This window comes from Neobacillus solisequens, from assembly GCF_051233465.1.
Taxonomy (GTDB): Bacteria; Bacillota; Bacilli; order Bacillales; family Cytobacillaceae; genus Neobacillus.
Map to the genome: position 1 here is coordinate 21,596 of NZ_JBKFGJ010000022.1, position 26,548 is coordinate 48,143.

28 protein-coding genes, 1 pseudogene and 1 other annotated feature are annotated in these 26,548 nt (G+C 37.8%); of the genes and pseudogenes, 13 read left to right on the forward strand and 16 right to left on the reverse strand.

The genetic code is table 11. From position 1 onward, the window contains the following. The first annotated feature begins 134 nt into the window (after positions 1-134). Both ACI3K6_RS20225 and ACI3K6_RS20230 read left to right on the forward strand, forming a co-directional pair. Complete coding sequence (locus tag ACI3K6_RS20225) at positions 135-1,376, forward strand: ATP-binding protein (RefSeq protein ID WP_435556245.1); 1,242 nt, start codon at positions 135-137, stop codon at positions 1,374-1,376. A gap of 154 nt (positions 1,377-1,530) precedes the next feature. After that, positions 1,531-2,856, forward strand: coding sequence for an MDR family MFS transporter (locus tag ACI3K6_RS20230; protein WP_435556246.1), 1,326 nt, complete (start codon positions 1,531-1,533; stop codon positions 2,854-2,856). 56 nt (positions 2,857-2,912) lie between these two features. Here the strand turns inward: ACI3K6_RS20230 and ACI3K6_RS20235 are convergent. Beyond that, a pseudogene (locus ACI3K6_RS20235) lies at positions 2,913-3,430 on the reverse strand (gamma carbonic anhydrase family protein). A 176-nt stretch (positions 3,431-3,606) separates the two neighbouring features. Continuing rightward, positions 3,607-3,859 (forward strand) — a binding site (T-box leader). 94 nt (positions 3,860-3,953) lie between these two features. On the opposite strand from ACI3K6_RS20235, the gene ilvA reads away from it, so the two are divergent. After that, positions 3,954-5,219 (forward strand): threonine ammonia-lyase IlvA, encoded by a 1,266-nt coding sequence (ilvA, locus tag ACI3K6_RS20240; RefSeq protein WP_435556247.1) that lies wholly within the window; start codon positions 3,954-3,956, stop codon positions 5,217-5,219. A 227-nt stretch (positions 5,220-5,446) separates the two neighbouring features. Then, on the forward strand, positions 5,447-6,169 hold the full coding sequence (locus ACI3K6_RS20245) for a YebC/PmpR family DNA-binding transcriptional regulator (RefSeq protein WP_435556248.1): 723 nt from the start codon (positions 5,447-5,449) through the stop codon (positions 6,167-6,169). Between the two features lie 426 nt (positions 6,170-6,595). Here ACI3K6_RS20245 and ACI3K6_RS20250 read toward each other — a convergent pair whose 3' ends face one another. After that, the gene (locus tag ACI3K6_RS20250) at positions 6,596-7,219 is read right to left on the reverse strand and encodes a 50S ribosomal protein L25/general stress protein Ctc (protein ID WP_435556249.1); all 624 of its coding nucleotides are present in this window, start codon (positions 7,217-7,219) and stop codon (positions 6,596-6,598) included. Between the two features lie 286 nt (positions 7,220-7,505). Between ACI3K6_RS20250 and ACI3K6_RS20255 the strand changes: the two genes are divergently transcribed. After that, positions 7,506-7,862, forward strand: coding sequence for a DUF2200 domain-containing protein (locus tag ACI3K6_RS20255; protein ID WP_435556250.1), 357 nt, complete (start codon positions 7,506-7,508; stop codon positions 7,860-7,862). Positions 7,863-7,997: 135 nt separating this feature from the next. Here ACI3K6_RS20255 and ACI3K6_RS20260 read toward each other — a convergent pair whose 3' ends face one another. Beyond that, complete coding sequence (locus tag ACI3K6_RS20260) at positions 7,998-9,683, reverse strand: methyl-accepting chemotaxis protein (RefSeq protein WP_435556251.1); 1,686 nt, start codon at positions 9,681-9,683, stop codon at positions 7,998-8,000. A 185-nt stretch (positions 9,684-9,868) separates the two neighbouring features. Here ACI3K6_RS20260 and ACI3K6_RS20265 point away from each other — a divergent pair, with 185 nt between their 5' ends. Then, on the forward strand, positions 9,869-10,381 hold the full coding sequence (locus ACI3K6_RS20265) for a YbaK/EbsC family protein (protein ID WP_435556252.1): 513 nt from the start codon (positions 9,869-9,871) through the stop codon (positions 10,379-10,381). 704 nt (positions 10,382-11,085) lie between these two features. Here ACI3K6_RS20265 and ACI3K6_RS20270 read toward each other — a convergent pair. From ACI3K6_RS20270 to ACI3K6_RS20280, 3 genes are all read right to left on the reverse strand, one after another. Then, positions 11,086-11,523, reverse strand: a complete 438-nt coding sequence (locus tag ACI3K6_RS20270) for a GNAT family N-acetyltransferase (RefSeq protein WP_435556253.1) — start codon at positions 11,521-11,523, stop codon at positions 11,086-11,088. Positions 11,524-11,614: 91 nt separating this feature from the next. Then, positions 11,615-12,517 (reverse strand): alpha/beta hydrolase, encoded by a 903-nt coding sequence (locus ACI3K6_RS20275; protein ID WP_435556254.1) that lies wholly within the window; start codon positions 12,515-12,517, stop codon positions 11,615-11,617. A 112-nt stretch (positions 12,518-12,629) separates the two neighbouring features. Further along, positions 12,630-13,013, reverse strand: a complete 384-nt coding sequence (locus tag ACI3K6_RS20280) for a hypothetical protein (RefSeq protein ID WP_435556255.1) — start codon at positions 13,011-13,013, stop codon at positions 12,630-12,632. Between the two features lie 170 nt (positions 13,014-13,183). On the opposite strand from ACI3K6_RS20280, the gene ACI3K6_RS20285 reads away from it, so the two are divergent. Beyond that, entirely contained in the window at positions 13,184-14,776 is a 1,593-nt protein-coding gene (locus tag ACI3K6_RS20285) for a long-chain-fatty-acid--CoA ligase (protein WP_435556256.1), read from the forward strand. Positions 14,777-14,798: 22 nt separating this feature from the next. Here the strand turns inward: ACI3K6_RS20285 and ACI3K6_RS20290 are convergent, their stop codons facing one another. Further along, positions 14,799-15,293 carry a hypothetical protein gene (locus tag ACI3K6_RS20290; RefSeq protein WP_435556257.1) on the reverse strand — a complete coding sequence of 165 codons (495 nt, stop codon included), beginning with the start codon at positions 15,291-15,293 and terminating at the stop codon, positions 14,799-14,801. A gap of 159 nt (positions 15,294-15,452) precedes the next feature. Between ACI3K6_RS20290 and ACI3K6_RS20295 the strand changes: the two genes are divergently transcribed. Further along, positions 15,453-15,740, forward strand: a complete 288-nt coding sequence (locus ACI3K6_RS20295) for a hypothetical protein (protein WP_435556258.1) — start codon at positions 15,453-15,455, stop codon at positions 15,738-15,740. A 201-nt stretch (positions 15,741-15,941) separates the two neighbouring features. On the opposite strand, the gene ACI3K6_RS20300 is transcribed toward ACI3K6_RS20295, so the two are convergent. After that, positions 15,942-16,364, reverse strand: coding sequence for a MarR family winged helix-turn-helix transcriptional regulator (locus ACI3K6_RS20300; protein WP_335478232.1), 423 nt, complete (start codon positions 16,362-16,364; stop codon positions 15,942-15,944). A gap of 193 nt (positions 16,365-16,557) precedes the next feature. Here ACI3K6_RS20300 and ACI3K6_RS20305 point away from each other — a divergent pair, with 193 nt between their 5' ends. The 3 genes from ACI3K6_RS20305 (at position 16,558) to ACI3K6_RS20315 (ending at position 18,812) form a co-directional block, all read left to right on the forward strand. After that, on the forward strand, positions 16,558-17,805 hold the full coding sequence (locus tag ACI3K6_RS20305) for an MFS transporter (RefSeq protein ID WP_435556259.1): 1,248 nt from the start codon (positions 16,558-16,560) through the stop codon (positions 17,803-17,805). A gap of 224 nt (positions 17,806-18,029) precedes the next feature. Further along, complete coding sequence (locus ACI3K6_RS20310; RefSeq protein WP_435556260.1) at positions 18,030-18,254, forward strand: hypothetical protein; 225 nt, start codon at positions 18,030-18,032, stop codon at positions 18,252-18,254. A 63-nt stretch (positions 18,255-18,317) separates the two neighbouring features. Beyond that, positions 18,318-18,812, forward strand: coding sequence for a GNAT family N-acetyltransferase (locus ACI3K6_RS20315; RefSeq protein WP_435556261.1), 495 nt, complete (start codon positions 18,318-18,320; stop codon positions 18,810-18,812). Positions 18,813-18,854: 42 nt separating this feature from the next. Here ACI3K6_RS20315 and ACI3K6_RS20320 read toward each other — a convergent pair whose 3' ends face one another. After that, positions 18,855-19,472, reverse strand: coding sequence for an RraA family protein (locus tag ACI3K6_RS20320; RefSeq protein WP_335478240.1), 618 nt, complete (start codon positions 19,470-19,472; stop codon positions 18,855-18,857). Between the two features lie 87 nt (positions 19,473-19,559). Here ACI3K6_RS20320 and ACI3K6_RS20325 point away from each other — a divergent pair, with 87 nt between their 5' ends. Continuing rightward, positions 19,560-20,096 (forward strand): histidine phosphatase family protein, encoded by a 537-nt coding sequence (locus tag ACI3K6_RS20325; RefSeq protein WP_435556262.1) that lies wholly within the window; start codon positions 19,560-19,562, stop codon positions 20,094-20,096. Between the two features lie 31 nt (positions 20,097-20,127). Here ACI3K6_RS20325 and ACI3K6_RS20330 read toward each other — a convergent pair whose 3' ends face one another. The 4 genes from ACI3K6_RS20330 to ACI3K6_RS20345 form a co-directional block, all read right to left on the reverse strand. After that, positions 20,128-20,361 (reverse strand): hypothetical protein, encoded by a 234-nt coding sequence (locus ACI3K6_RS20330; RefSeq protein ID WP_335478244.1) that lies wholly within the window; start codon positions 20,359-20,361, stop codon positions 20,128-20,130. Positions 20,362-20,375: 14 nt separating this feature from the next. After that, positions 20,376-20,594, reverse strand: coding sequence for a hypothetical protein (locus tag ACI3K6_RS20335; RefSeq protein ID WP_435556352.1), 219 nt, complete (start codon positions 20,592-20,594; stop codon positions 20,376-20,378). 33 nt (positions 20,595-20,627) lie between these two features. Next, positions 20,628-20,864, reverse strand: a complete 237-nt coding sequence (locus ACI3K6_RS20340) for a hypothetical protein (RefSeq protein ID WP_435556263.1) — start codon at positions 20,862-20,864, stop codon at positions 20,628-20,630. A 194-nt stretch (positions 20,865-21,058) separates the two neighbouring features. After that, entirely contained in the window at positions 21,059-21,736 is a 678-nt protein-coding gene (locus ACI3K6_RS20345) for an SOS response-associated peptidase (RefSeq protein WP_435556264.1), read from the reverse strand. Between the two features lie 67 nt (positions 21,737-21,803). Between ACI3K6_RS20345 and ACI3K6_RS20350 the strand changes: the two genes are divergently transcribed. Further along, positions 21,804-22,583, forward strand: a complete 780-nt coding sequence (locus tag ACI3K6_RS20350) for an arylamine N-acetyltransferase family protein (protein ID WP_435556265.1) — start codon at positions 21,804-21,806, stop codon at positions 22,581-22,583. Between the two features lie 30 nt (positions 22,584-22,613). Here ACI3K6_RS20350 and treR read toward each other — a convergent pair whose 3' ends face one another. The 3 genes from treR to treP all read right to left on the reverse strand — a co-directional run bounded on the left by treR (position 22,614) and on the right by treP (position 26,508). Beyond that, the gene (gene treR, locus ACI3K6_RS20355) at positions 22,614-23,327 is read right to left on the reverse strand and encodes a trehalose operon repressor (protein WP_335478252.1); all 714 of its coding nucleotides are present in this window, start codon (positions 23,325-23,327) and stop codon (positions 22,614-22,616) included. An 18-nt stretch (positions 23,328-23,345) separates the two neighbouring features. Then, positions 23,346-25,010, reverse strand: a complete 1,665-nt coding sequence (gene treC, locus ACI3K6_RS20360; RefSeq protein ID WP_435556266.1) for an alpha,alpha-phosphotrehalase — start codon at positions 25,008-25,010, stop codon at positions 23,346-23,348. Between the two features lie 73 nt (positions 25,011-25,083). Next, the gene (gene treP / locus ACI3K6_RS20365) at positions 25,084-26,508 is read right to left on the reverse strand and encodes a PTS system trehalose-specific EIIBC component (RefSeq protein WP_435556267.1); all 1,425 of its coding nucleotides are present in this window, start codon (positions 26,506-26,508) and stop codon (positions 25,084-25,086) included. Between the last annotated feature and the right edge of the window lie 40 nt (positions 26,509-26,548).

Sequence of the window (26,548 nt, forward strand, 5' to 3'; positions counted from 1 at the left end):
TCCCGCATTGTTATTTGCGGGTTTTTATTTTTCCTATTTTTCAATCGTATTGGAATTTCTCTGTAATTTTGGAGGAATTGAAGAGAAATTGTCGAATTAAAAGGTAACTGAGATAAAATAAGAGGGTAACAAATATGAAAAAATGGGGACAGTTAACGCTTGTATTACTATCCGTTTCATTTACCGCATATCAAACACTTACGGGTGAAGATTCTTTTTTTACGATAGATTTTTTTATGTTTACAGTAATTGCCTGGTTTGTTGGATGGCAATATGATCGGGCCAGATTTTTTGAAAAAAAAGCACGTCTTAGTGAAGAAAGCTATAAACGACTATTGGACACCTTACCAGAAGCTGTGTTTATACATCGAGAGAATAAAATTATTTATGCCAATATGGCAACGGTAAAGCAGCTTAGCAGGAGTTCCATTGAGGAATTAATAGGAGAATCCATTTTGGATCATTTGGATGCGGCATACCAGGAGCGTTATTTAGAGAGAATGAAGCAAGTAAAAAAAGAACAGCTCCCATTATGCGCAATTGAATATAAAGTAAAACGACGGGATGGTTCTAAATTTGTTTTTGAAACATCCTCCATCAGGATTCTGTTTGGGGGAGAAGAAGCGGTTCTGACAGTTGGTAAAGATATTACCGAAAAAAAGGAAGAAACCGAGAGACTGCTGCAAAAATCAGAGAAATTGGCTCTTCTTGGTCAGATGGCTGCTGGGATTGCCCATGAAATCAGGAATCCACTTACATCAATTAAAGGTTTTATTCAATTATTTAAGCATAATCAATTAAAGAAAGAATATTACGATATCGTGTTAACCGAATTGGATCGAATCAATACTATTGTGGGTGAATTCCTGGTTTTAGCTAAACCGTCAGCTGTAGTATTTGTTGAACGGAATATTAAGGATATAATTTTAGATGTTGTTACATTAATCAACACTCAATCAATACTAAATAATGTCCAGATCTTTGCAGAATTTGATCAAAAATTACCAAACGTTTGCTGTGAAGAAAACCAATTGAAGCAGGTTTTTTTAAATCTATTAAAAAATGCCATTGAAGCTATGCCTAAGGGTGGAGATATCCATATAAAGGTACAGGAGAAAGAGGAAGGCAGTATTTTTATTCAAATTATTGACCAAGGTGTTGGGATTCCTCAGGATCGGATTTCTACCCTCGGAGAACCATTCTATACAACAAAGGAAAAAGGGACGGGGCTTGGACTGATGACGTGCTTTAAAATCGTTGAAAGTCATCATGGTGTATTGAACATTAATAGCGTAGAAAATGTCGGTACTACCATTGAGGTCATTCTACCAACCGTCACGCAACCATATTTGAAAAAAGAGGTACATTATTGCTAAATGAGCGCCAACTTTGTTGGTGTTTTTTATTCTAATATAATTCTGTAATCGAAATAAATAGATTACTATATTTAGGTTATTTGTTATAATAATATAGTGTTTTGTCTTTGATGTAAATAAAAGGCAATTTAGAAGTTACATCTAGGAGGAACTTATGGGGAAAAATAGATATGTATTTTGGGGTCTGGTCATAACGACCCTCATTTCGGCGCTAGATGCTAATATCATGCAAACCGCGAGTCCGACAATCGTGAAACAGCTTGGGAAAATGGAACTTTTCGCATGGATCTTTGCAGTCTATATGCTAGCCAGTACGGTAACGGTACCGCTATACGGAAAACTTGCTGATATGTATGGCAGAAAAAAGCTGTTAATGATTGCTGTTGGGCTGTTTACTTTTGGTTCAATTCTTTGTGGTTTGGCTAATTCAATGGTCATGTTGATTATATACCGCGGGGTCCAAGGTCTTGGGGCTGGAGGTATGATTCCGCTTTCCATGATTATTGTAGGGGATTTATTTACCATCGAGAAACGCGGAAAGATCCAAGCTGTTTTTAGTTCGATTTGGGCTCTTTCTTCTATTATCGGACCAGTAATGGGGTCGTTTTTTGTGGAGACTTTAACGTGGAGATGGATCTTTTTTATTAATATTCCAATCGGTATCGCCACATTGCTATGTTTACTGCCTTATAAAGAACAAATGGAGTTTAAAAAGACATATATTGATTTTAAAGGCTTCTTTCTGTTTGGGTTCTCCATTTCGCTTTTATTGCTGGCAACTAATGTTAGCGATCCGTTATGGTATGTGATTGCAGGCTGTGTGGGATTCATCCTATTTGCAATTGTTGAAAAAAAGGAAACCCAGCCGTTTTTACCCGTTTCATTGTTTAAAAATAAAGGAATTCTGATGACCAATTTGTTTATGCTAGTATACTGCTTGTCATTTTTCGGTACATCGAATTTTATTCCGTTATATTTACAGCAGGGTAAACACATGAGTATTTATCAAAGCGGATTAATTCTTTTAAGTACGGCTGTTGGCTGGATGTTTGGAAGTACCCCTGCAGGGAAATGGATTATTCGTTACGGTTATAAAAAATTATTTATCATCGGGAGTTTTATAACGGCGATTTCAGGATTTGGACTATACTTGTTTATAAAAGATATATCGTATATGAATTTATTTATCATTTTGACGATTCAGGGAGTTGCATTTGGCCTATTATTTGCGGTAGGAACCATTGCTTCTCAAGAATTTGCTGAATCAAACATTAAAGGAATATCTACATCACTGCAAATGTTTCTACGGAATATCGGAACTTCAGTTGGTGTCACTGTCATGGGAGTCATTATCAACCATACCCCCAACATTACAAATGGCATCCAAAACGTATTTCTATACGCACTTATCCTAAGCATCTTCACCGTCTTCCTAAGTTTTCTAATCCCATCGAAAACGAGGGAAACATCGCAAACTTAAGAAGAAAAGGTGACAGGTACCTGGTATACTAGGTGCCTGTCACCTTTTTCATTTATTTACATATTATCGAGAATTTCTTTGAATTCTTTCCCTTTATGGACATAGTGTTCGCTGGACATTTTGAGCATTTGCAGGTCCTTTTCGCTAAGTTGGCGAACTACTTTACCCGGTGAGCCGAGGACGAGGGAGCGGGGGGGATTTTGATACCACCCGCAAGAAGTGTATTGGCACCGATGATGCATTCCTCTCCGACTTCTACTTGATCTAATAGGGTGGACCCCATGCCAATGATTGATTTCTTGCCGACTTTACAACCGTGCAATATAACATTATGTCCGATGGTGACATCGTCCTCAATGGTAACAGGGAACCCTTCATACAAATGAATCGTCGAATTATCCTGTATGCTGCATCGCTCCCCAATGACAATCGGACCATCGTCTGCTCGAATAACAGCGTTAAACCAAACCGTTGAACCTTTCCCAATTTGAACATCACCAATTATATAAGCCCCCGGGGCAACAAATACTGACTCATCAAGCGTAGGCGACTTCCCGTTATACGGAATTAACAAGCGGCATCACTCCTTTCTGTAATTTCAGAATTATCTAACTCCTATTAGATTATAGCATCTAATGGTGACAGGCACCAATTAGAAATGTAAGCGCTTTATCAATTGTCTAAATATAAAAAATAGTCAAAATATATTGACAAGATTTTTTTTCGATGGTAACCTTATTAAAAATTAAAGTTGAATCAATGATGAGAAGAGTAGGATTTGAGCTTGTCTCAAGAGAGTCGGCGGGTGGTGAAAGCCGATGACAGGCCATTTCTGAAGATCACCTCGGAGATGTGTAGCTGAACATGTAAGTAAGCTGCGCCGGGAATTCCGCCGTTACAATGGAAACGTACTTCAAACGTACGATTATCGAGAGCCGCTACATGTATTTAAAAGATCATGCTGCGGAAGTAGGGTGGTAACGCGAGCCAACTCGTCCCTATACCTATAGGGGCGGGTTTTTTATTGTTTATAAATAGATTGGGAGTTGTTTAGATTGAACCAAACGGTAAGTAAAACCCAGGGAGGAAATGTAATCATGAGTCAACAGGTAGAAAAGGAAGCTTTGAATGTAGAGGATATCATTATTGCCAGTCATACCATTAAAGACGTGATTTCACCGACTCCATTACAATACAACCATTTGTTATCAGAACGATATGGCTGTCATGTCTACTTAAAGCGCGAGGATATGCAAAGTGTACGATCATTCAAAATCCGCGGCGCTTATAATCGTATTAAACAACTAAGTGAAGAAGAAATGAGAAACGGAATTATTTGTGCAAGTGCGGGAAACCATGCCCAAGGTGTAGCTTATTCTTGTCACCTTTTAAAAATCAATGGGAAAATCTTTATGCCAAGCACAACGCCAAAACAAAAAGTAAATCAGGTGAAGTTTTGGGGAAAAGAGAGTGTAGAAATTGTGTTGGTGGGAGACACGTTTGATGATGCCTATTATAAAGCGATGGAATGTAGTAAGGAGGAAAAGCGGACCTTTATCCATCCGTTTGATGACTTCGACGTGATTGCAGGACAGGGAACAGTTGGTGTGGAACTTCTCAACGATTGCCATGAAAAAATTGATTACCTTTTCGCTGCAATTGGCGGAGGTGGACTTCTGGCTGGTGTTGGAACCTATCTTAAACATTTTTCCCCTCACACTAAGTTAATTGGGGTAGAGCCTGCAGGAGCTCCTGGGATGAAGGAATCCATTTTAAAAGGAGAGGTTGTTTCATTAGAAAAAATCGATCCATTTGTAGATGGGGCAGCCGTTAAAACGGTTGGGTCCAAAACATTCAATATTGTAAAAGATATTGTTGATGATATTGTTGTTATACCAGAAGGTAAAGTGTGTACGACCCTTTTGTCCCTATATAACGAAAATGCCATTGTTGTCGAGCCAACAGGTGCTCTCTCAGTCGCCGCCTTGGATACATATACTGACCAAATCAAGGGCAAAACGGTTGTCTGCGTAGTTAGTGGAGGCAATAATGATATTGGCCGCATGCAGGAAATTAAAGAGCGTTCTAAGCTATATGAGGGTCTGCAGCACTATTTCATTGTTCAATTTCCTCAGCGTCCCGGTGCATTAAGAGAATTCTTATTCGATGTTCTTGGGCCAAATGATGACATCAGCCACTTTGAATATACGAAAAAGAACAACCGAGAAACAGGTCCAGCTTTAGTTGGGATTGAACTAAAGGATAAAGATGACTACTTCCCATTGGTTGAACGGATTAAAACAAAAGGATTTGTCTACCGTGAAGTGAACAAAGACAGCACCTTGTTCCAAATGTTGGTATAATATCTACAAAGGGCCTTCCCAATTAGAGGGCCCTTTTTTTGAATTATTACCCATTCTTAAAAATTTTTAAAGCTTAGGGGTTTTATCTGGCAGTTTAATTAGGTTATAATATTTGCTGTGAAAATATATTTATTTTTTCAAGATTGTTATTTTGAAAAAGTGTTGAAGAAGTGCTTGTTTCATTATAATAGTTTTGTGCAGATTCAAATTAATTGGAGAGTGTTCATATGGGACGTAAATGGAATAATATCAAGGACAAAAAAGCGGCAAAAGATGCTAATACGAGTCGTATTTATGCAAAATTTGGACGTGAAATCTATGTAGCAGCGAGACAAGGTGAACCTGATCCAGAATCAAATACCGCTTTAAGATTTGTACTTGAACGGGCAAAAACATATAGTGTGCCTAGACATATTATTGACCGTGCGATTGATAAAGCAAAAGGTGGTTCTGATGAAAGCTTTGACGAACTACGTTACGAGGGTTTCGGACCAAACGGGTCGATGATCATCGTTGATGCCTTAACTAATAACGTAAACCGTACAGCATCAGAAGTTCGTGCTGCGTTTGGTAAAAATGGCGGAAATATGGGTGTCAGCGGTTCTGTAGCTTATATGTTTGATGCAACAGCCGTTATTGGTGTCGAGGGTAAATCGGAAGAGGAAGTTCTTGAGCTATTAATGGAAGCAGATGTCGATGTACGTGACGTCATAGAGGAAGATGATAACCAAGTTGTAGTGTATGCTGCTCCAGATCAATTCCACGCTGTACAGGAAGCTTTCAAAACAGCAGGTATTACTGAGTTCACTGTTGCAGAATTAACGATGTTAGCGCAAAATGAAATCACAGTTCCAGAAGATGTTGTACCTAAATTTGAAAAATTAATCGATGCTCTGGAAGACTTAGAGGATGTTCAACAAGTTTACCATAATGTTGATTTAGGGGAATAATTGAAAAAAGCTAGCTCAAAAACTTGATCAACCAACGTTTAATACTTATAAAGTAAAGGTATATTTCAATGATTGTGACTAAAGTTTAACACAAGACCGATGGGTGATGGCATTCGTCTTTAAATGTTCCCTCGAAAAGTGTGATAAACATTTGTTACTTACTAAGATAACCTACACTTTAAAAAACTCACTTGTTTATATGAAAAAATCATATAAGGAGTGAGTTTTTTTATTGCTTTGAGATTTTTATATGAAGTTTTTATACGATTTGGAATCTAAAATTTTTTCGATTTAAAATATAAGATTATTTTTTAGGTTTGGCGTTTAAAAAGGGGATTGTAGAGAAGCGATATTAAGATCTTGGTATCAATAAGATTAAAGAAATAGCACTCAAAAGAATGAGTGCCATTTTGAAGACTATTTATTTTAGGCTTGGGATCCTGTAGCAGTTTCTATTTCTTTTTTTGCATCCTGTTGTTCCTCGGTGCTTTCTTCTTCTATTTTTGAAGCTAGTGCGGTAACGATTACCTCATCATCTTCGTGATTAATCACTATATTGCTGTAGTTTTGTCTGATATCGCCAATTTTAATGGTATGGCCTATTTTAATTTTGGAGATATCGACCTCAATGGTTTCAGGGATATCTTTTGGTTTGGCTGAAATATTTAACTCATGCAGAGACTGTTGGAGAATTCCTCCAATTTCAGTACTTTCCGAAGATCCAGTCAAGACCACATGTACCAGGACATGAATCTTAGTTGACATATTGATATGATGAAAATCTGCATGAAGAATATCATGACTAATCGGATTATATTGATAATCCGCAAGTATGACATCCTCAGAATGTCCATTCACGTTCAATGAAATAATTCCATTTCTCCCTACTTTTCTAATGACTTTTAGTAGATCCGCGTTATTGACAGTGATTGCTTTACTTTCTTCATGTTTTCCGTAGACCACTGATGGGATCTTTCCTTCGCCTCTTAATTGATGTAAAGCTGATTTTCGAAAATCGACCCGTTCTTTCGCAACTAGCATAGTGCTCATTGCTTTTCACCTTCCTGATAAATAAGAATTTTAGACATAGGTATAAAATTACTTTCTCTTATAGGAATGTCTAAGCATAAACTTTACTATTCTATTATAGAAACACAATTTTCAATATATCAAATATTTTGCACTAAGTTTTTTATGTATTACTTATGGAAAGAAACTTATATAGATGCGTTAAGGTGAACCTGTTTAAGGTATTTAATTAAATAAGAAAAGGGTAAATGAGAAGAAATTCTTAACAGCCAAATGTGATAGACTTAAGAAAAAAGGAGGATGTAGCATGACCAAACATAAGATCTATACAATGAGTTTCGCAAGTGTCTATCCCCATTATGTTATGAAGGCGGAGAAAAAAGGACGTACGAAAACAGAAGTCGATGAAATCATCCTTTGGTTAACAGGGTATAGCCATGAAGAGTTAGAAGCGCAACTGAAAAAACAGACAGACTTTAAGACTTTCTTTGCGGAAGCTCCACAACTGAATCCTTCAAGGGCTTTAATCAAAGGGGTGGTTTGCGGTGTCCGAGTGGAAGATATTGTAGAACCAACTATGCAGGAAATTCGCTATTTAGATAAGCTTATAGATGAATTAGCGAAGGGAAAAGCGATGGAGAAAATTTTTCGGAATAATAATTAAAATTTCGATTACCCGAATATAACTTTTAAATCGAGAGTCTTCCTTTATTTCTGAATATAAAAAATTTATATCATTTCTTCTTTATAAATTTTAAAGTTAATAAAAAGAAGTCAACTCGTCGTTGACTTCTTTTTATTAGACAGTAAAACGTTTCATCATATTTCGTAATTCATTTGCTAAAGCAGCGAGGCTTTTGGCAGAATTTGATATTTGACTGGAAGATGCCATTTGTTCTTCTGTTGAAGCAGCAATCATTTCAATGCTTGACGTCGTTTCTTTTGTCATATAAGAAACTTCCTCAACCGAGTTCGCAACAAAAGCAAAACTGGAATTGAGCTCCTCGGAAGTAGCCGCAATCTCTTGGATATTCGAAGATACCAATTCAATTTCTGTTAGGATTTCATTAAACTTATTCGCAGTTTCTTTTGTAATAACCATCCCAAGGGATACATTTTCTTTTACGTTTTCTATGGATGCTTTTGATGATTCAGTTTCACGTTGGATGTTTACGACTAACTCATTGATCTGATTAACGGATTGGCTAGACTGTTCCGCTAATTTTCTTACTTCATCGGCAACAACAGCAAAACCTTTTCCATGCTCACCAGCACGGGCAGCTTCAATCGCAGCATTTAGTGCTAATAAATTTGTTTGGGAAGCTATATCGTTAATTAAACTGGTAATATTACTGATTTTTCCTGCAGATTCATTCAAAGATGTAATTCCATCCACAGTACCATCCACTGAAGCATTTATAGAATCCATTTGGCCCACAATCTTTGATACAGATTCTGCACCGATTTCAGCTTTTTCTTTAACAGCTGATGACTTATGTGCCACGTTAGAAGAGTAAGATGTAATATTGGCTAGTGCCAGAACAGACTCTTTTAATGAGAACGTCGTTTCTTCCACCATATTTTTTTGTTTATGAGTGCTTGTAGCAATTTCTTGCATGGACTCAGCCACATGTTCAGTAGCGATTTTGGCTTGCTCTGAACTAGTAGAAAATTCTTCTGCTGAGGAGGTTACTTGACTGGATGTAGAATTGATACTTCTAATAATATCCCTGATGGATTTAACAAATTCATTAAATGAATTGGCTAACTGCCCAAATTCATCTTTATTTTTTACCTCAATATACTGGGTGAGATCAGCCTCGCCAGTTGCAATTTTATCCATTTGTCGGTTTAAAAGATTCAAAGGTTTAATGATAGACCGAATAATGGTTAAACCAAAGAAAATACCGATAAATGTTACTAAAGCCGTTAAAGCAATAAGAATATATATGAACCTTGTCATTTCATTTTTAATAGAAACCTTTTGGCTGTTGTTCTTTTTAGTCAGTTCGTCCGTATATTTATTTACTTGTGGGTCCAGCATATCTTTACGTACGGTTCTTTCTTCCCCAAAATGGACTAAAAGAGCTTGTTCTTTATTGGTATGGTAGTAATCCACAACTTTTTGACTTGAATTCCAATATTCATTATATGCCGACTCTATCTTTTCGATATTATCTTTTTCCTGTTGATCATCCACTAAACCTTTTATAGAAGTTAAGTTCTTTTTAATTTCCTCGGCTTTATTCTCCATTTCTATTGGATAAATAGAGTCGCCGTTAATTAGGAAGGCTCTTTCGTCATTTGATATTCCAGTTAATCGAAATTGGATATTTTTTAATTGATTTTGTATAGATAATTGGTCATTAAGCTTTAAAGTTTTCTCATTTACAGAATTAATATTAATTATAGAATACCCGCCAATCAGAATTAAAGACATTATTAAAATACTCAACAATAGATAAAGCTTTTTGCGTATACTCAAAGTAATCGCCATCCTCTTAAAAATTTCTAATATCAATATGATAATAATATCGGATGGAGTAAGGAAAAGTTAATGTGGAAAAATAAACCAAATCTTATATGATCTAATTCCAATCTGTTTTGTTGTATATCCAGGGAAAAATTGTTCTCATACATGATAAAACTTATAGGGAAAGGATGAGAAAGGTGTCACTTGAAAGTGTAAAAGCTCATTTTAAGCAATGGAATCGTGAAAGGGATATCATGGAATTCGAAGCTTCGAGTGCAACGGTGGATCTGGCGGCTGAAGCGATTGGCTGTATACCGGCTCGAATTGCCAAAACGTTATCGTTTAGAGGAGCAGGAGAAGCTGCCATTTTGGTTGTGGCCGCAGGTGATGCCAAAATCGACAACAAAAAATTCCGTGAAACGTATAGTTTCAAGGCGAGGATGCTTTCTCCTGATGAAGTGCTAGAACAAACAGGACATGCTATCGGTGGAGTATGCCCATTTGGTTTAAAAAATGACCTTGAAGTATATCTTGACGTATCTATGCAACGGTTTGAGACTCTTTTTCCTGCTTGTGGCAGCAGTAATTCAGCAATGGAATTAACGTTGGATGAGTTGGAGCAATATTCTTTTGCAAAAGGTTGGGTAGATATCTGTAAGGGCTGGAAAGATGAAGAGAAATTGGCAGAGGAAGCACTGCAAAATACATAGACGAGGTCCTTGAAGGAGTAGGAAGTACAAAAACAATCTAAAAAAATTAGGAATTGTCCTTCATTTGCTCAGTGAAGGACAATTCTTGATAAATTAAATGAAATATGTTTTTCAAAAGGTCAATGAAGGCCAAAACCTCTATTGGATTCATTCAAATTGTCTTTCAAAGGCTTGATGAATGCCATAATTTGCATGGAGTCCAGCGAAAGTGTCTTTCATAAGTACGATGAATACCATAATTTGCATGGGGTCCACGAAAAGTGTCTTTCATAAACCAGATGAACGTCATAATTTGCATGGAGCCCAGCGAAAGTGTCTTTCATAAGTACGATGAATACCATAATTTGCATGGGGTCCACGAAAAGTGTCTTTCATAAACCAGATGAACGCCATAATATGCATGGGGTCCAGCGAAAGTGTCTTTCATAAAGTACGATGAACGCCATAATTTACATGGGGTCCAGCGAAAGTGTCTTTCATAAGCACGATGAACGCCATAATTTGCATGGGGTCCACTGAAAATGTCGTTCATAAGCACAATGAACGTCAAAATCTCTATTGGTTTCATCGAAAGTGTCTTTCAAAGCCTACGACCTCAAAAATCCCCATTGGCCTCCATCAAAACTGTTTTTCATAAGTTGAAAGATCACTCCCGGTACCCCCAAGTGAAAATGGCCCTCATCTATTATCAAATGTAATTCGCCTTATAGTCTCTTTAAAAAGACATAACTAGTCTTATCATATTCCATTTTTTCTTCATAAAACCGGTGCGCATTTACTCGCTGAAGTCCGGAGGAGAGGGATACAGCTTCATAGCCATGTTCTCTTGACCAGTTTTCAACATAGGAGAGCAGGGCTCTTCCATGACCTTTGGAGCGAACGTTTGCATCTGTAACGAGATCGCATACCCAAATGGCTCTTCCGTTGTAAAGAGTAATCATCGGCATAAATCCAGTGACAGCAACAATTTGATCATTTTCAAAAACGGCCGCCAATCTGTAATCTTCTTTTGCCACGGCTTCCTCTACAATCTCAAGAAAGCTGTCTTCATCTAAATGTGTACGTAATTGCTGCATAACCGGAAATGCCTCAAGCCATTCTCGTTTATTCGTTAATTCTTTAATAATGATTGAATGATTCATATCTATTCCCCTTTATTCAGATTATAAAAATAATTTAATCATAAACTATCAAAATTAAAAAGCAACGAGCACACCCGCTGCTTTCAGAAGCTTACCTTAATTTGCTCTTAACAAACTCGCCGATTTCGTCAATTGATTGTTGGCCTTCCGGAATGGTGAAGGTTTGAAACACGTGCCACATATCTTCCCAGATTTTGAAGGTTACGTCAGCACCAGCTGAAAGGGCACGATCAACAAGGCGGGTGGAGTCGTCCAACAGGATTTCATCATTTCCGACATGTACAATCATTGGAGGTAAACCGGATAAATCTGCGTAAATCGGTGATACGATTGGATTTTTTGGATCTATTTCACGAAGGTACATAACGGGAACTTCTAAAGTCAAATTCGGACTTAACCACGGGTCAGCTTCTTTACGTGTTTCCATGGATTCTCCAGTACCTGCCAAATCGGTCCACGGTGATATTAATACAGCTACTGCCGGTAATGGTTCCCCATTTTCTTTTAAGGTTAATAGAGTAGACATGGTTAATCCGCCGCCAGCAGAGTCACCGCCAATAATAATGTTTTCTGGTTGGTAGCCGGAAGAACACAGCCAATGGTAAGCATGTAACGCATCTTCTAACGCTGCTGGGAAAGGATGTTCAGGTGCTAAACGGTATTCAGGAACGAGAACACGTGCTTCAGTGGAGAAGGATAGTTTGGAGGCTAAGTAGCGATGGGTATTGCAGCTTCCCATGATATAGGCTCCTCCATGTAGGTAAAGGAACACCCGGTCTGCCTTCGCATTTGGGGCGGAAACCCACTCTGCCGGTATTCCTTCAATAGCTGTTTTTTCAACTTGAACATCTGATACATCGGGGGTTAAAGCTGATAACATTTCAAGGCCTTGACGAGCTGCTTCAATACTAAATTCAGCAGCCGCAGGCTGGCCTTGGCCGGCTGATTGGGCCTTTAATAATTGTTTAACCATCAAACTTTCTGGACTTGCCATGTAGTTGTCCCCTTTCCAAACGACAAAATGTGTACGAGTTAGTACTTCGATAGAAGTTTGAATAAATCCTTCATTCTCAAGAAAAAAAGAACCTGAAAGGTCCTTTTAAAAATTATCGGGGAACCAATGGTTTTACCGAAATGGCTGGCGTTAACGAGGTAATCATACACCCTTCTAATTGTTCTTCCTTTAGTAAACCAAGGCTTAGTGCTGCTTTAATTTTTGCATCATCAGGCTTTTTAACGGTTAGGATCAGATCGTGAAGCTGTAATTCTTCTAATCTCTTAACAGTAGTTTCCTCGTTAAATCGCTCAGTTTTACGTACTTGCCGCTGAAGTTTATAGCCGCTAATGGTAACTTCTCCTTTATGATTAGAACCGATCAAGTTATCAAAGTAATCTTGAAACTGATTCTTCAATTCATTCATTTTCATTTCAATTTCCTTTTTCTGTTTGTTGAGCTCATAATATTGTACTAGCATATCTCTGGTGATCAAGCTTCTCGCCTCCTCGCGAACATATATTCTATTTTATGGCCGTTTTTTGATAAATAGTACATAAATGCTCTTAGCAATAACAATATATTTTTTGACAAAAATTGTATTTAGACACACATCTATGATACTATTAATTTGAATATTCGAATTTTTTATAATGGGGTGGGAGAATGAATGTACCATTAGTGTTACCACAATTTTTGGACAGAGCTGTTGCTTTATATGGGGATAAACCGGCAGTCTATTGTGATGAAAGGATATTTACATACGAACAATTAAATGGTCGGGTTAACCAGCTTTCTCATGGTCTGAAGGAATTGGGGGTCAAAAAAGGAGATCGAATTGCTTATTTAGCACCCAACACTGTAGAAATGCTCGAAGGATTTTATGGGATATTTCAGTTGGGGGCGATCATGGTTCCGCTGAATATCCGTTTGAAGCCAGAAGACTACCTGTTTATTTTGAATCATAGCGAGTCAAAGGTGCTTTTTGTCGATCAGGATTTGTATGATTTAATTAAACCAATCAAAGGAAAATTAGAAACAGTGGAGCATATTATTGTCCAGTATCACGATTCGTCGACAAATGAAATCGATTACAATCAATGGCTGTCAAGTTTTTCAACGGAAACTTTTGACCGTGCCGAACTTGATGAAAATGATGTGTGCAGTTTGCTTTACACAAGTGGAACAACAGGTAATCCAAAGGGAGTGATGTTGACTCACCGCAATAATTACTTGCATGCGCTAAGTTCCATGCATCACCTAAGAGTTACAGACCGTGATGTATATTTACATGTTCTTCCTATGTTTCATGTTAACGGCTGGGGATCACCGTTTTACTACACTGCCAATGGTGCAACCCATGTTTGTTTGAAAAAAGCAACGCCTGAATCCATTTTTCAGGCGGTTCAGAAGTATAAAGTCTCAGTTTTGCACATGGCTCCTACTGTCTTGAATGCGTTGTTGCAGTATTATGAAAAAAACCTTCCGGAGATTGAACAGGATGTTCGTGTTGTCATAGCAGGTTCCGCTCCGCCGCCTGCATTTGTAACTCGAGTAGAAAAAGAATTAGGCTGGGAGTTTATTCAGGTCTATGGGATGACTGAATCGTCACCGCTTAGTCTAATTTCGACCATACGAGTGCAATTAAACGATTTTTCTCCAGCAGACAAAGCAAAAATAAAAGCTAAAGCAGGCTACCCGATGATTGGGTGTGATGTTCGAGTTGTCAATGATTTTGGTGAAGAAGTGGCCCACGATGGGGTGGAGATAGGAGAAGTTATAACAAGGAGCCATGGAGTAATGCTTGGGTACTGGAAAAATGAAGAAGCAACCATGGAAGCCATACGAGAAGGGTGGCTGCACACCGGTGACATGGGTACAGTAGATGAATTTGGTCATATTGATATTGTTGACCGCAAAAAGGATATAATTATTAGCGGCGGAGAAAATATATCATCGATCGAAGTGGAAGGGGCCTTGTATGAACATCCAGCCGTTCTTGAGGCAGCCGTAATTGCTGTCCCACATGAAAAATGGGGTGAAACTCCGCATGCTTATGTTGTTTTACGGGACAATCATCATGTAACCGAAGCAGAAATTATTGCCTTTTCCAGAGAAAAATTAGCCCATTTTAAAGCAGTAACTGGAGTTACATTTGTCGATGAACTTCCAAAAACTGCTTCAGGAAAAATTCAAAAAGTCCATCTGCGTAATGAATATTGGAGTGCAAAAGGGAAGATTGAACGGTTTGTGAATTAAATGGTTTGATAAACCACTTAGACTACTGGTCTAAGTGGTTTTTTTCTGAATTCATCTTATTTTGATTCACAATGGTCTTTTCCACTAAATATTGATAACCGTAAATTATTATCGAAAGTATGATACAAATAAAGTACCAACCAATATGATTAATTTTTTTAAATTTAAATGCACCAACCTTTTCCCAAGCATAAGCCATTGGGAAAGCGTTAAGGGTATTAAGGACAACATTGGTAATCAAATATTTTGGGAAATTACCAAAAGTTAGTTTAAAAATCCATAGCGTTGCAACAAAATATGGTCCTAAAATGTATGAAAAATCTACATTACCTGGTGAAAATGGATTTTTATTTACCCACCAACTTCTCTTATTGCTGATGACACTAAAGACACTAATAAATAAATTAACAAAACTTGCCACAGGTAAATACCGCAAGAATGACTTTTTATCCATAAACAGAATAGTAAGCCAAGGAAGGATGATCATTGCAAGGGAAAATACTTTCTTCTTCTTCATTATAAACAAACCCTTTCTCGTTTTTTTATAACATTCCCCTTGTAAGAGTTTCTTAATTAACTCTTTTTATGGAACCTAACATAAGTTCATGTAATAAATTCCTTTAAACAGTTTTTAGATGATCGAAACTTGTAAAAAATAAATATGAGGTGGGATATGATGACGAAGGAAGAGGCTTTAAAAATTATTCATGTAATTGAATCGATTTATCCCTATATTATTACTAAGAGTGAAACAGTGCAGTTTTGGTTTCAATTTTGTGCGGCAATGGATTTTGATCATGTTTGGATAGGTTTGGTCCAACATATTCGGAATAGCCCTTATCCTCCTTTAATTTCTGAAATATTTGCTTTGTCGGAGGAAACTTCGGGAGATACGAGGCAGTTGATTTATGATAAAAAGGAAAGGGGAGGATCATGGATGAGTGAGTATGTATTTAGAGCTTAAACTTGCTATTAGTTTTAAGTGGTTGATTCCTGAATAAATTATTTCCTTAAAAGAAGGTCGCCAATAGAGTCTCTTGAAGCCCGGAAAATTTAAAATGCGTAAGAAGAGGTCGCCAATAAAGCCACTTGCAGCCCAAAGAAGCTGAATGCATCAAAAAAGGGTCGCTTATGCAACCCTTCGGAATATAAAACTCACCATAACTTATTTATTCGTTGAAGAATGATTATATTTCCTTAAAAGTTCACCAAAATGCTGTAAGTCATATTCCGGCCAGTCTTTAACATTTTCCCCAATTGCTGATAATCTCGTTTGCTGATGTTCATAAAACTCATTTTTTCCTAATTCGGTAATATGAAGAGTATAGGCTCGACCATCTGTTGGATCAGGAATTCTATATACATATCCCTTTTGCTCCAATGCAGCGGTTTGTCTGCTTATTGTTGAGATATCTAAATGGAATTCATCCGACAATACTTTAACTCCTGCTGGTCCTCTGGTGATGAAACGGTGAAGTAATAAATAGGCTGAGCGGTCCAAATGACCCAATTTTCGATTTGATGATGTAATACGCCTGAGAAGGATGGCCAGCTCCAGATCAATCATTTCCAAGGATTTTTCTCTCATTTTTTTGTCCTCACTTTTGCACACATTTCTATGTTTATCCTATCATAAAATCCATGCTTTAATAAAAGCGTTTGCGTGTTTAATATTTCAAAAAATTCAATAAATAAGAGTATTGACATATTCAAAACTAGTTGTATAATACAAATATATACTTTCATTATACAACTATCAACAAACAAAGGGGAAATTTAGAATGTCATCAACATCACAATCAGTAACTGCGTCATCGGCAAAGGTTGCGTCGGAAACTGATACAAAAAGTCATTTTTTAAATCAGCCAAGGGCAGTATGGGCAGTTTTTTTTGCGTGTATTATTGCCTTTATGGGTCTGGGGCTTGTTGATCCGATATTGGTTGCGATTGCAAAACAACTTCAAGCGACTCCTAGTCAAGTTACGTTGCTTTTCACGAGTTATAATGCTGTTATGGCAGTAGCTATGCTTATAACTGGAATGATTTCATCACGACTTGGTATAAAATGGACACTAATTGTTGGAATCATTTTAATTGCTGTATTTTCCGCGCTAGGAGGTTTTTCAAACAACATTTGGGCACTAGTTGGTTTTCGTGGGGGATGGGGACTTGGTAATGCTTTATTCGTAGCAACAGCCTTAGCGGCAATTGTTTCGCTGTCCACAAGTGGTACAGCCAAAGCAATTATCTTATATGAAGCCGCAATTGGTTTAGGGATTTCAGTAGGACCTCTGCTTGGAGGCTGGCTTGGTGGAATGTCTTGGAGAGGCCCATTTTTAGGTGTGGCAGTTTTAATGGTAGTGGCATTTTTCGGTTTAATCATTCTAATGCCAAATAAAGCTGGCTCTGCCCAGGTTTCACAAGTGAAAACTTCCATTAAAGATCCTTTCCGTGCATTGAAACACCGTTCCTTATTAATTTTTGGAATTGGTGCCGCTCTTTACAATTTTGGATTCTTCACTTTATTAGCCTATGCACCATTTGTAATGGGACTTGATGAACATGGAATTGGTTTTGTCTTTTTAGGATGGGGAATTTTGCTTGCTATCACTTCAGTATTTACAGCACCGATTCTTCAAAAACGATTTGGAACGGTTAAGTCAATGGCTGCAATGTTAACATTGTTTGCTCTTGTTTTAATTGCGATGGGGATCTGGACTTCCACTCAATGGTTAATCATTTCATCAGTCGTTGTAGCAGGTGCATTACTAGGAAACAACAACACGCTTATCACCACAGCCGTGATGAATTCAGCGCCAGTTGAAAGATCAACAGCATCTGCCGCATACAGCTTTTTACGATTTATAGGGGGGGCCATTGCACCATATTTTGCCGGTAAATTAGCTGAATGGTACAACTCAAGTGTTCCATTTTATGTAGGTGGTGCATTTGTCCTTATTTCTGTAATCTTTATAGTCTTTAATCATAAGTATGTTAAGCATGTTGACGAAGCGACAATTGGTCATTAACTTTTGGGAAAAGGTTCTGCGATGCAGGGCCTTTTTTTCATGATAAAAAAAAGGAAAATCAGGTCGAATATTAGAATAATATATTATAGTTTATGAATAAGGGTTTTTGTAATATAACGAATGGGATCCAAATGATCGTCAGGATGTTGGTTCTTTTCAACCTTTACTTATAAAAGGTTTCCCATACGAGATTTTTGAATCATGAATAAGGAGTGGTGTACGTAATGGCAAATAATTTATTGAATACCAATGCTGTCGTATCTGGGCAAGTGTATATGGTGGAATTGGCAGATGGTGATCTTCATTCCTTCCGTGTTTTAACTGAAACACCAACGCATTTCATATTTTCGTATTCAACAGAAGGTTCTAATGATGTTTTTGAAAAATCTAAGAGTGACATTTATGGTATTTATGATGTTAAGGAATGGCTAGCAGCTCAGGAAAAATAATACATAGTTATAACTCATATGAGGGCGGAATGGCCCTATTTTTGGTTAAAGGGGATAGGGAAAATGGAGAGAACATCACTTGGGGGACTAACGCGTCTAGCGTTTTACACCCCTGATTATAAAACCTTTTTTGAAGATTATGTATTAGAGGGGGATCAACTAAAGTTTACTAGTGAACCACTGGATGCACTGAAAATTTGTGACGAGGACCCGGGACGTTATCCTGTTGTGATTTTGTTTAATGACGAACCCGCGGGCTTTTTTGTACTGCATGGACAGGAGGGGGTGAAGGAATACTGGGAAAATGATCAGGCGCTTCTTCTTCGGGCATTTTCTGTTAATCCAAAATATCAAGGAAAAGGGATTGCCCAAAAGTCGATGATGCAATTGCCTGAGTTTGTGAAAGAGCATTTTTCGGGTGTGAATGAGGTCATATTAGCGGTTAATTGTAAAAATGTTGCAGCACAGCACGTTTACAAAAAAACGGGGTTCATTGATAAGGGTGTCCGTGCCTGGGGACGAAACGGGGAAATGTTCATACTACATTTAGATTTGTGAAAAAAGGGTTGTATAGTCTTGTTCTATACAACCCTTTACTAATTATTTAGCAAGCAGTTCATCCAAATGCTTACGGATAGCTTCTCGGTTTCCCGAAATTTTTTCTTCCCTCACTTGGTCCTTATGCCATTTATTTAATGCTTTTTCTAATACTGTTTGTTCAATCGCCTGTGGAATCACCACAACCCCATCAGCGTCTCCAACGATGAGATCTCCTGGCTGAATCGGCATACCGCCACATGAAATGGGCACATTGATTTCTCCAATGCCAGCTTTGCCACTCGCTGCCACCGCTGTACCTTTACAGAATACAGGGAAATCAAGAGCTTTAATCCCTACGATATCCCTTATCACACCGTCAACTACAATGCCGCCAATCCCTAAAGTTTGAGCCATTCCTACAACAAAATCTCCAGCTATTGCCCGATATTGGTCACCCTTCGCATCGATAACCAAAATATCACCCGGTTTTGCTTCACGGATCGCTCGTAAGACAGCGAGATTATCACCAACAGGAATTTTAACAGTAAAGGCCCTGCCTGCTAATTTGTACTCCTCCTTTAAAGGTTTAATAGAAGGATGAAGGTTATTTAACCCCTCCATGGCATCAGAAATACAGGTGGTGGGCAAGACTTCGAATTGCGAAACTAGATTGTCCATAAAATTTTCCTCTTTTCCTATTTTTTCTACTAATCATAGTTTATAATAAATTGGAAAATTAGGAAAATATAAATCTCTGGGGTGAAAATGTTGAAAAACATATACGTCATTAGACATTGTGAGGCGGAGGGGCAGCCGGCTGAATCATCTCTAACCGAAAAGGGCCTCAGTCAAGCAAACGATTTGGCTAACTATTTATCAAACAAGAAGGTTGACCAAATTATTTCCAGCCCATATATACGTGCTATTCAGTCCATCCGACCACTTGCGGAGAAATTACAGCTAAATATCGAGAAAGATCCTCGATTAGCTGAACGCGTATTAAGTACCCAAAATTTGGTGGATTGGTTGGAACAACTAAAGGAAACCTTTGTAGATTTTGAGAAGAAATTAGAAGGTGGGGAATCAAGCAGGGAAGCACAGAAACGAATCTTAAAGGTGGTAGAGGAAGTGCAAGATAATAAAACAGCCATTATAGTTACCCATGGTAATATCATGTCCTTACTAATCAACTATTTTGATAGGAGCTTTAGTTTTGAAGAATGGAAAAAACTTTCGAATCCTGATGTTTTTCTATTAAAAATCGAGGGAAGTAAGGCTAGTTTTGAGCGATTGAGGAATTAAAAAAAGGAACTTGAAAATTTTTTCAAGCTCCTTAAATGATGCTGCTTTTGCCGGTCCAGCTGTCACTTATATCTGCGTCAAATACGAAGTTAATTGGAATAATAAACGGTGCAATGTCGCCATTCTGTTCACCATAGCCTTGGTTCCGTTTGTAAGAAACGAATTGATCAATATATTGGTTTGGGCCCATGTTCATGACTGAGGCATGGTCAAAAACATTCACCTTGATATTACCAAGATTGACAACCATTGGAGCAAATATCAATGACTTTACCTCCTTTATATTACACTGTTTTTAGCCGTATTACTGTCTGTCACATCAGGGTCAACGACATACGAAATCGGAATATTGACAGGGGAAATGTCACCGTTTTGTTCGCCAAATCCTTGATTTCTTTTATAAGATGTTAATTGATCGATAAATTGATTCGGTCCAAAATTGACAAATGCCGTGTTATCTATCGTATTTATTTTAAAGCCTAGAAAATTTATTTGCATCGGTGCAATATTCACATTAATCACTCCCGAAAATTAAAGATTTTTGTTGATTTTGATTACGGGGGCATCTATGAATTCATCATCATAAACAATGTTAATTGGAAAGCCTGTGATCGAGCAATCCCCAAACTGCTGGCCAAAACCTTGATTCTTTTTACCTCCAACATTAGTTCCTTTAAAGAAATTTTCTCCAAAAAAAATTCCGCTCTTATGATCGGGGCTGCCAACTTTCATTTCGCCAATAGTGAGTCTCGTAGGTAAAAAAAACATTTTGTGACTCCTTTCAATCAATCGCGAAACTAATTTTTAAAATATATTCGCCATTTGAGGGAATCATACCCAAAAAAAAAGGAGCGGCATTCGCCACTCCACAAAAAGAAGGAAAAACTTAATGGGTTAGTAAAGTATATGTAACAAGATGGACTGGCATGTAGTATTCTTGTCCAGTTTTAAAAAAATGTGTGTTAGCATATTTTTTGAATGAGCTCTATTGCGTTATTTTTCGGTGAGTTCACCAAGGAGGATACTTCATATGCCTCCATTAACGTCTGATCGAGAGGAACCAGCATGGGATGTAACGTATTTGGGTCTTTAATGGCGGGGTTCAACCATTTTTTCTCATCTTCAGGTTTAAAAATGACGGGCATCCGGTCATGGATCGAATTCATTAATTCGTTCGGAACTGTGGTGATCACCGAACAGGAAAAAATAGCTTGTCCATCGTGAGACTTCCACTGCTCCCAAATCCCAGCCATACCAAATAATTCATTGGATTTCAGTTGAATGCGCATTGGCGTTTTCGATTTGTCATCATTCCGTTTCCATTCATAAAAACTGTCAGCTATGATTAAGCAGCGTTTTCTTTGAAATGCGTTGCGGAAGCTTGGTTTCTCCATTAACGTTTCTGCCCGGGCATTAATCATTTTACTGCCAATAGATAGATCCTTTGCCCATGGCGGAATTAGTCCCCATCTTAGGTATCCCATACGGTTTTTCCTGCCATCATTTATGACGGCCAACACGGATTGGGAAGGGGCGATATTATAGCTTGGTTCAAAATTTTCTTCATCAAGAAATGCCTGAATCTCAAAACGGTCGATTATTTGTTCGATGCTTGCTGTCAGAGTAAAACGGCCGCACATTGACATCACCTCATGATTTGATTAAATATATTGTAACAAACTTAAATAGGACGGAGGAAATAGATTAGTGCAAATTAATAAACAGTTCCGCTCCCGAATTGGCTTCCCAATAGATGAAACCATTACCTTTGAAACTTTGCCGGTGATATTAGAGAAAACAGCGCTTGCTATACCCTTTGAGAATTTATCAATTATTCGAAATGAAATACACCCACTGACTTTAAACAATGTGGCTGAAAAAATATTAATAAGAAACCAAGGGGGGCTTTGCTATGAATTAAATACGATTCTGTACCAGTTTTTAATGGAAAATGGTTTTGAAGTTACCCTTGTTCTAGGGTCTACCTATAATGCTGAACGGCTGACGTGGAGCCCAACCGGCCGGACACATGTCATTAACATATTGACATATAAAGGAAATAAGTATGCGGTTGACACAGGCTTTGGCGGGAATCTACCTCTAGTTCCTGTGCCGTTAACGGGAGAGTGCGTTTCCTCTCGTAACGGAGAATTCAGAATAAAAGAGGAAAGGACTGAATATGGGAATTATGTACTTGAGATGAAACTTAGACACAAACATCAGGATTGGGTTACGGGCTATACCTTTGATACAACTCGTCCAGTCAAGGATCTTAATGAATTATCAAGGGTCCAGCAAATTATCGTGGAAAGTGATCAATCTCCATTTAATAAAAACTACCTTGTGACAAGAATAACTGAAAAAGGGAACATGATTTTAACTGATTCTTCTTTTACAAATAGGATTGATGGCAAAGAACTTAAAGAAAATATTCAAGCAGACCAATTTGAATTATTCTTAAAAAGCTATTTTAATATAGTGAAATAAAAAGAAGGAGGAATCCATAATTGGATTCCTCTATTTGGACCGTCTTGCAAAATCAACAAAGCGAAATTTATCTGGGCGGTGCCTTGATTCAGTATATTGAAATAAACTGGCATCGTCTAAGTAAACATGGTTTTTAATCACTACAATATTATGAAACCCTTCCAAATCTAGCAGGGCCCGGTCCTCTGAGGTAGGCTCTACAACAACGATTTCCTTTTTTGCAAAACTAATGGTCAGATTCAATTCATTTTCGAGATATTCATAGATTGAATTGGCACAGATTTCTTCTGAAAGGAAAGGGACATATCTTTTGTTAATATAATCTTTATCTAAAATGATTTTTTCGCCCCCCATTTCCCTAGTACGAATTACTTTCCAGACTTGATCTTTCCCGGAAAGCTGTAGTTCATTTCGAATATAGGAGTCAGGCTTTATTAACTCAAGTTGATTCACGATTGTTACCGGTTTTCTGCCCATTTTATTGGCCAGTTCTTTAAAGCTGACGAGGCCGGATACCGGAAAATCAAATTTAGACACATCAATGACAATGGAGCCTTTGCCTCTAACTTTTTGAATATAACCATTTTGGGAGAGCAAATTCAGTGCTTTTCGTATCGTTTCCCTTGATGTACTGAATTGTTCGGATAATTCATTCTCTGAAGGGAGAAGCGTCTGTGGCGGTATTTCTCCATTCTTGATTTGCTCAACAATGTGATTATAAATTGTTAGATATTTGTTTGTCATAAATGGCATCTCCAGTTATTATTTTAGCAAATAAACGACCGACTCATATGGACGCAACACCATCCTGCTGCCAATCCGAGCGGAATCTTCATAATTAGAGAGTAACATTTCATCATGACAATCATCAAGATTTAATTGGGTGGGAAGGGTGATTGTTTTTTCTTTATTATAAAAATGATTGATGACCAATAATGTTTCATTTTCATATGTTCTTGTATAGGCAAAAACGTCATCATCATGCTCGAAAAGTAGTTGGAAATCTCCCTCGGTAATGACATCATATTGTTTCCGCAATTGAATTAGTTTTTGGTAATGATAAAAGATTGAATCCTGTTGTTGAACCGCTTTTTCTGCATTAATTTCAGGATAATTGTTAGCAACCTCTATCCAAGGTGTTCCTGAGGTGAATCCAGCATGGTTACTCACATTCCATTGCACAGGAGTACGGGAATTATCACGTGATTTTTGTTTGAGAATCTCAAGAATTTCACTATCGGACAACCCTTCTTGTTTTTTGATGTTAAACATATTTAAAGATTCTACGTCGCGATATTGGTCAATGGAATGGAAGTTTGGATTGGTCATGCCGAACTCCTCGCCCTGATAAATATAGGGGGTGCCTTGCATCAAATGAAGGGCGGTTGCAAGCATTTTTGCTGATTCCTTATGATAAGTTCCATCACTTCCAAATCTAGAAACAGCCCGTGGTTGATCATGATTGCACCAAAATAGGGCGTTCCAGCCACCACCTTTATTCATTTCCACTTGCCATTTAGATAGGATATCTTTTAAGGCATAAAAGTCAAAGGGAGCTCTAGTCCATTTGTCGCCGTTTGGATAATCAACCTTCAGGTGGTGGAAACTAAACACCATATTTAATTCTTCACGATCAGGATTTGTATAGTTGATGCATTGATCAATCGAAGTAGAGGACATTTCACCAACTGTCATTATGTTATATTTCGAGAAAACCTTCTGATTCATTTCATGTAAAAACTCATGAATTCGCGGCCCATCGGTGTAAAATTTACGTCCATCGGTATCATCCTGAGGAAATTGCTGGTTTTTTGATATTAAATTAATGACATCTAAACGGAACCCATCGACGCCTTTTTTCAACCAGAAATGCATCATCTCATATAGTGCTTCTCTCACATTTTTATTTTCCCAGTTCAAATCTGCTTGAGTCACATCGAATAAATGCAGGTAGTATTGATCAGTCTTCTCATCATATTCCCATGCAGAACCACCAAATTTTGACTGCCAGTTATTTGGTGCCTGGCCATTTACGCTATCTTTCCAAATGTAATAGTCGCGATATGGATTTTCTTTGGAGGACTTTGCCTGTTGAAACCATTCATGTTCCGTAGAAGTATGGTTGATCACGATATCCATGATTATTTTTATATCACGATTATGTGCTTCAGCTAAAAGCTGTTCAAAGTCTTTCATTGTTCCGTAATCTTCATGAATACTGTAATAATCACTGATATCATAGCCATTATCGCGTTGTGGCGATTTATAGATAGGAGTGAGCCACAAAACGTCCACACCTAATTGTTTTAAATAATCAAGTTTTTCAATAATTCCCTGTAAATCTCCGGTTCCATTTCCGGTCGTGTCATTAAAGCTTTTTGGGTAGATTTGATAGACGACCGCTTTTTTCCACCATGCTGTTGACATTATAAACACCTGCCTAATTCTTTTAGTTCTTCAATGTAGAAAAGGAGGGAGTAGATCCCCCTCCTAGATGGAGTTATTTTTTAAAGGCAAATTTTTTCATGCGTGTTTTTGAAAAAATAAGCGTTAGCGTAAATGGGATTACAATCGCAACAGCCATAGCAATCGCAAACATCACCATATGCTTAGGTTGAATAGATAAAATACCAGGTAAACCGCCAACACCAATAGAGTTAGCCATGACATTACTTCCTACGGATACGACAGCGGCGCACATGGAGCCAAGCATCGCAGCTAAAAATGGGAAGCCATATTTCAAGTTAATACCGAACATGGCCGGCTCCGTTACACCTAAGTAACAGGAAATCGCTGCTGGAATGGAAACTTGTTTTTCTTCTTCGTCTTTACGGTTAATGTAAATCATGGCCAGTACGGCAGAACCTTGAGCAATGTTAGATAGGGCGATCATTGGCCATAGGTTAGTTCCACCAAGCTCACTCATTAATTGTAGGTCAATAGCATTGGTCATATGATGCAGGCCTGTGATAACAAGTGGGGCATAAGCAAATCCAAAGATTGCAGCAAATAACCAACCAAATGATGAGGTTAAGCTTGAGTACACGACTTTGGAAATTCCTGAACCGATACTCCAGCCTAATGGTCCTAAGATTGTATGAGCGATCAAAACAGTGGGAATTAATGCGAAAAACGGAACTACAATCATCGAGATAGAGTTTGGAACAATTTTTCGAAGTCTAGTTTCTAAGAATGCTAATGTGAAACCTGCTAGGATAGCCGGAATAACTTGTGCCTGATAACCAATCATTTTAACTTTGGCAAAACCAAAATCCCAATATGGAATTTCTTTTGCGCCAGCTACGCCATAAGCATTTAATAGTTGAGGTGAAACTAGTGTAATACCAAGAACAATACCAAGAATTTGGGACGCACCCATTTTTTTAGCAATCGACCAGGTAATTCCGACCGGAAGGAAGTGGAAGACAGCTTCACCGATCAGCCATAAGAATGAGTGGACCCCGGCCCAAAATTGGGAAACTTCAATTATTGTTTTTGTACCATTGTCTAATAATTTAATGTCACCTATAACATTCCGAAAACCAAGAATTAAACCACCAACAACCAAAGCAGGAATTAAAGGGGTGAAGATATCTGCAAGGTGGGCAATCATTCTTTGCAACCAGTTCATATTTTGCTTAGCTGCAATTTTAGCATCTTCCTTGGAAGTGCCATCAACACCGGCAAGTTTCGTAAAATCATTATAGAATGAAGCAACTTCATTCCCAATGATTACCTGGAATTGACCTGCCTGAGTAAATGTACCTTTTACGAGTTTAATGGATTCGATTTTTTGAATATCCGCAATGCTTGGATCATTAAGAACGAATCGCATGCGTGTTGCACAATGGGTAACGGCTGCAATGTTAGTCTTACCACCAATGTGTTCCAGCAGTTCTTTTGCTGGTTCTGTAAACTTTGACATATGTTTCTCCCCCTGTGGAAATGGATTTTTATTCCACTTT

Excerpts from the sequence above, each read along its gene's own strand:
- ilvA (WP_435556247.1), top strand. The coding sequence starts at position 3,954 with ATGAGTCAACAGGTAGAAAAGGAAGCTTTGAATGTAGAGGATATCATT.
- treP (WP_435556267.1), bottom strand. The coding sequence starts at position 26,508 with ATGTCAAAGTTTACAGAACCAGCAAAAGAACTGCTGGAACACATTGGT.
- ACI3K6_RS20285 (WP_435556256.1), top strand. The coding sequence starts at position 13,184 with ATGAATGTACCATTAGTGTTACCACAATTTTTGGACAGAGCTGTTGCT.
- treC (WP_435556266.1), bottom strand. The coding sequence starts at position 25,010 with ATGTCAACAGCATGGTGGAAAAAAGCGGTCGTCTATCAAATCTACCCA.
- ACI3K6_RS20315 (WP_435556261.1), top strand. The coding sequence starts at position 18,318 with ATGGAGAGAACATCACTTGGGGGACTAACGCGTCTAGCGTTTTACACC.
- ACI3K6_RS20255 (WP_435556250.1), top strand. The coding sequence starts at position 7,506 with ATGACCAAACATAAGATCTATACAATGAGTTTCGCAAGTGTCTATCCC.
- ACI3K6_RS20270 (WP_435556253.1), bottom strand. The coding sequence starts at position 11,523 with ATGAATCATTCAATCATTATTAAAGAATTAACGAATAAACGAGAATGG.
- ACI3K6_RS20300 (WP_335478232.1), bottom strand. The coding sequence starts at position 16,364 with ATGAGAGAAAAATCCTTGGAAATGATTGATCTGGAGCTGGCCATCCTT.
- ACI3K6_RS20310 (WP_435556260.1), top strand. The coding sequence starts at position 18,030 with ATGGCAAATAATTTATTGAATACCAATGCTGTCGTATCTGGGCAAGTG.
- ACI3K6_RS20305 (WP_435556259.1), top strand. The coding sequence starts at position 16,558 with ATGTCATCAACATCACAATCAGTAACTGCGTCATCGGCAAAGGTTGCG.
- ACI3K6_RS20225 (WP_435556245.1), top strand. The coding sequence starts at position 135 with ATGAAAAAATGGGGACAGTTAACGCTTGTATTACTATCCGTTTCATTT.
- ACI3K6_RS20295 (WP_435556258.1), top strand. The coding sequence starts at position 15,453 with ATGACGAAGGAAGAGGCTTTAAAAATTATTCATGTAATTGAATCGATT.
- ACI3K6_RS20320 (WP_335478240.1), bottom strand. The coding sequence starts at position 19,472 with ATGGACAATCTAGTTTCGCAATTCGAAGTCTTGCCCACCACCTGTATT.
- ACI3K6_RS20290 (WP_435556257.1), bottom strand. The coding sequence starts at position 15,293 with ATGAAGAAGAAGAAAGTATTTTCCCTTGCAATGATCATCCTTCCTTGG.
- ACI3K6_RS20275 (WP_435556254.1), bottom strand. The coding sequence starts at position 12,517 with ATGGCAAGTCCAGAAAGTTTGATGGTTAAACAATTATTAAAGGCCCAA.
- ACI3K6_RS20245 (WP_435556248.1), top strand. The coding sequence starts at position 5,447 with ATGGGACGTAAATGGAATAATATCAAGGACAAAAAAGCGGCAAAAGAT.
- ACI3K6_RS20230 (WP_435556246.1), top strand. The coding sequence starts at position 1,531 with ATGGGGAAAAATAGATATGTATTTTGGGGTCTGGTCATAACGACCCTC.
- ACI3K6_RS20345 (WP_435556264.1), bottom strand. The coding sequence starts at position 21,736 with ATGTGCGGCCGTTTTACTCTGACAGCAAGCATCGAACAAATAATCGAC.
- ACI3K6_RS20250 (WP_435556249.1), bottom strand. The coding sequence starts at position 7,219 with ATGAGCACTATGCTAGTTGCGAAAGAACGGGTCGATTTTCGAAAATCA.
- ACI3K6_RS20340 (WP_435556263.1), bottom strand. The coding sequence starts at position 20,864 with ATGTTTTTTTTACCTACGAGACTCACTATTGGCGAAATGAAAGTTGGC.
- ACI3K6_RS20325 (WP_435556262.1), top strand. The coding sequence starts at position 19,560 with ATGTTGAAAAACATATACGTCATTAGACATTGTGAGGCGGAGGGGCAG.
- treR (WP_335478252.1), bottom strand. The coding sequence starts at position 23,327 with ATGACAAACAAATATCTAACAATTTATAATCACATTGTTGAGCAAATC.
- ACI3K6_RS20335 (WP_435556352.1), bottom strand. The coding sequence starts at position 20,594 with ATGCAAATAAATTTTCTAGGCTTTAAAATAAATACGATAGATAACACG.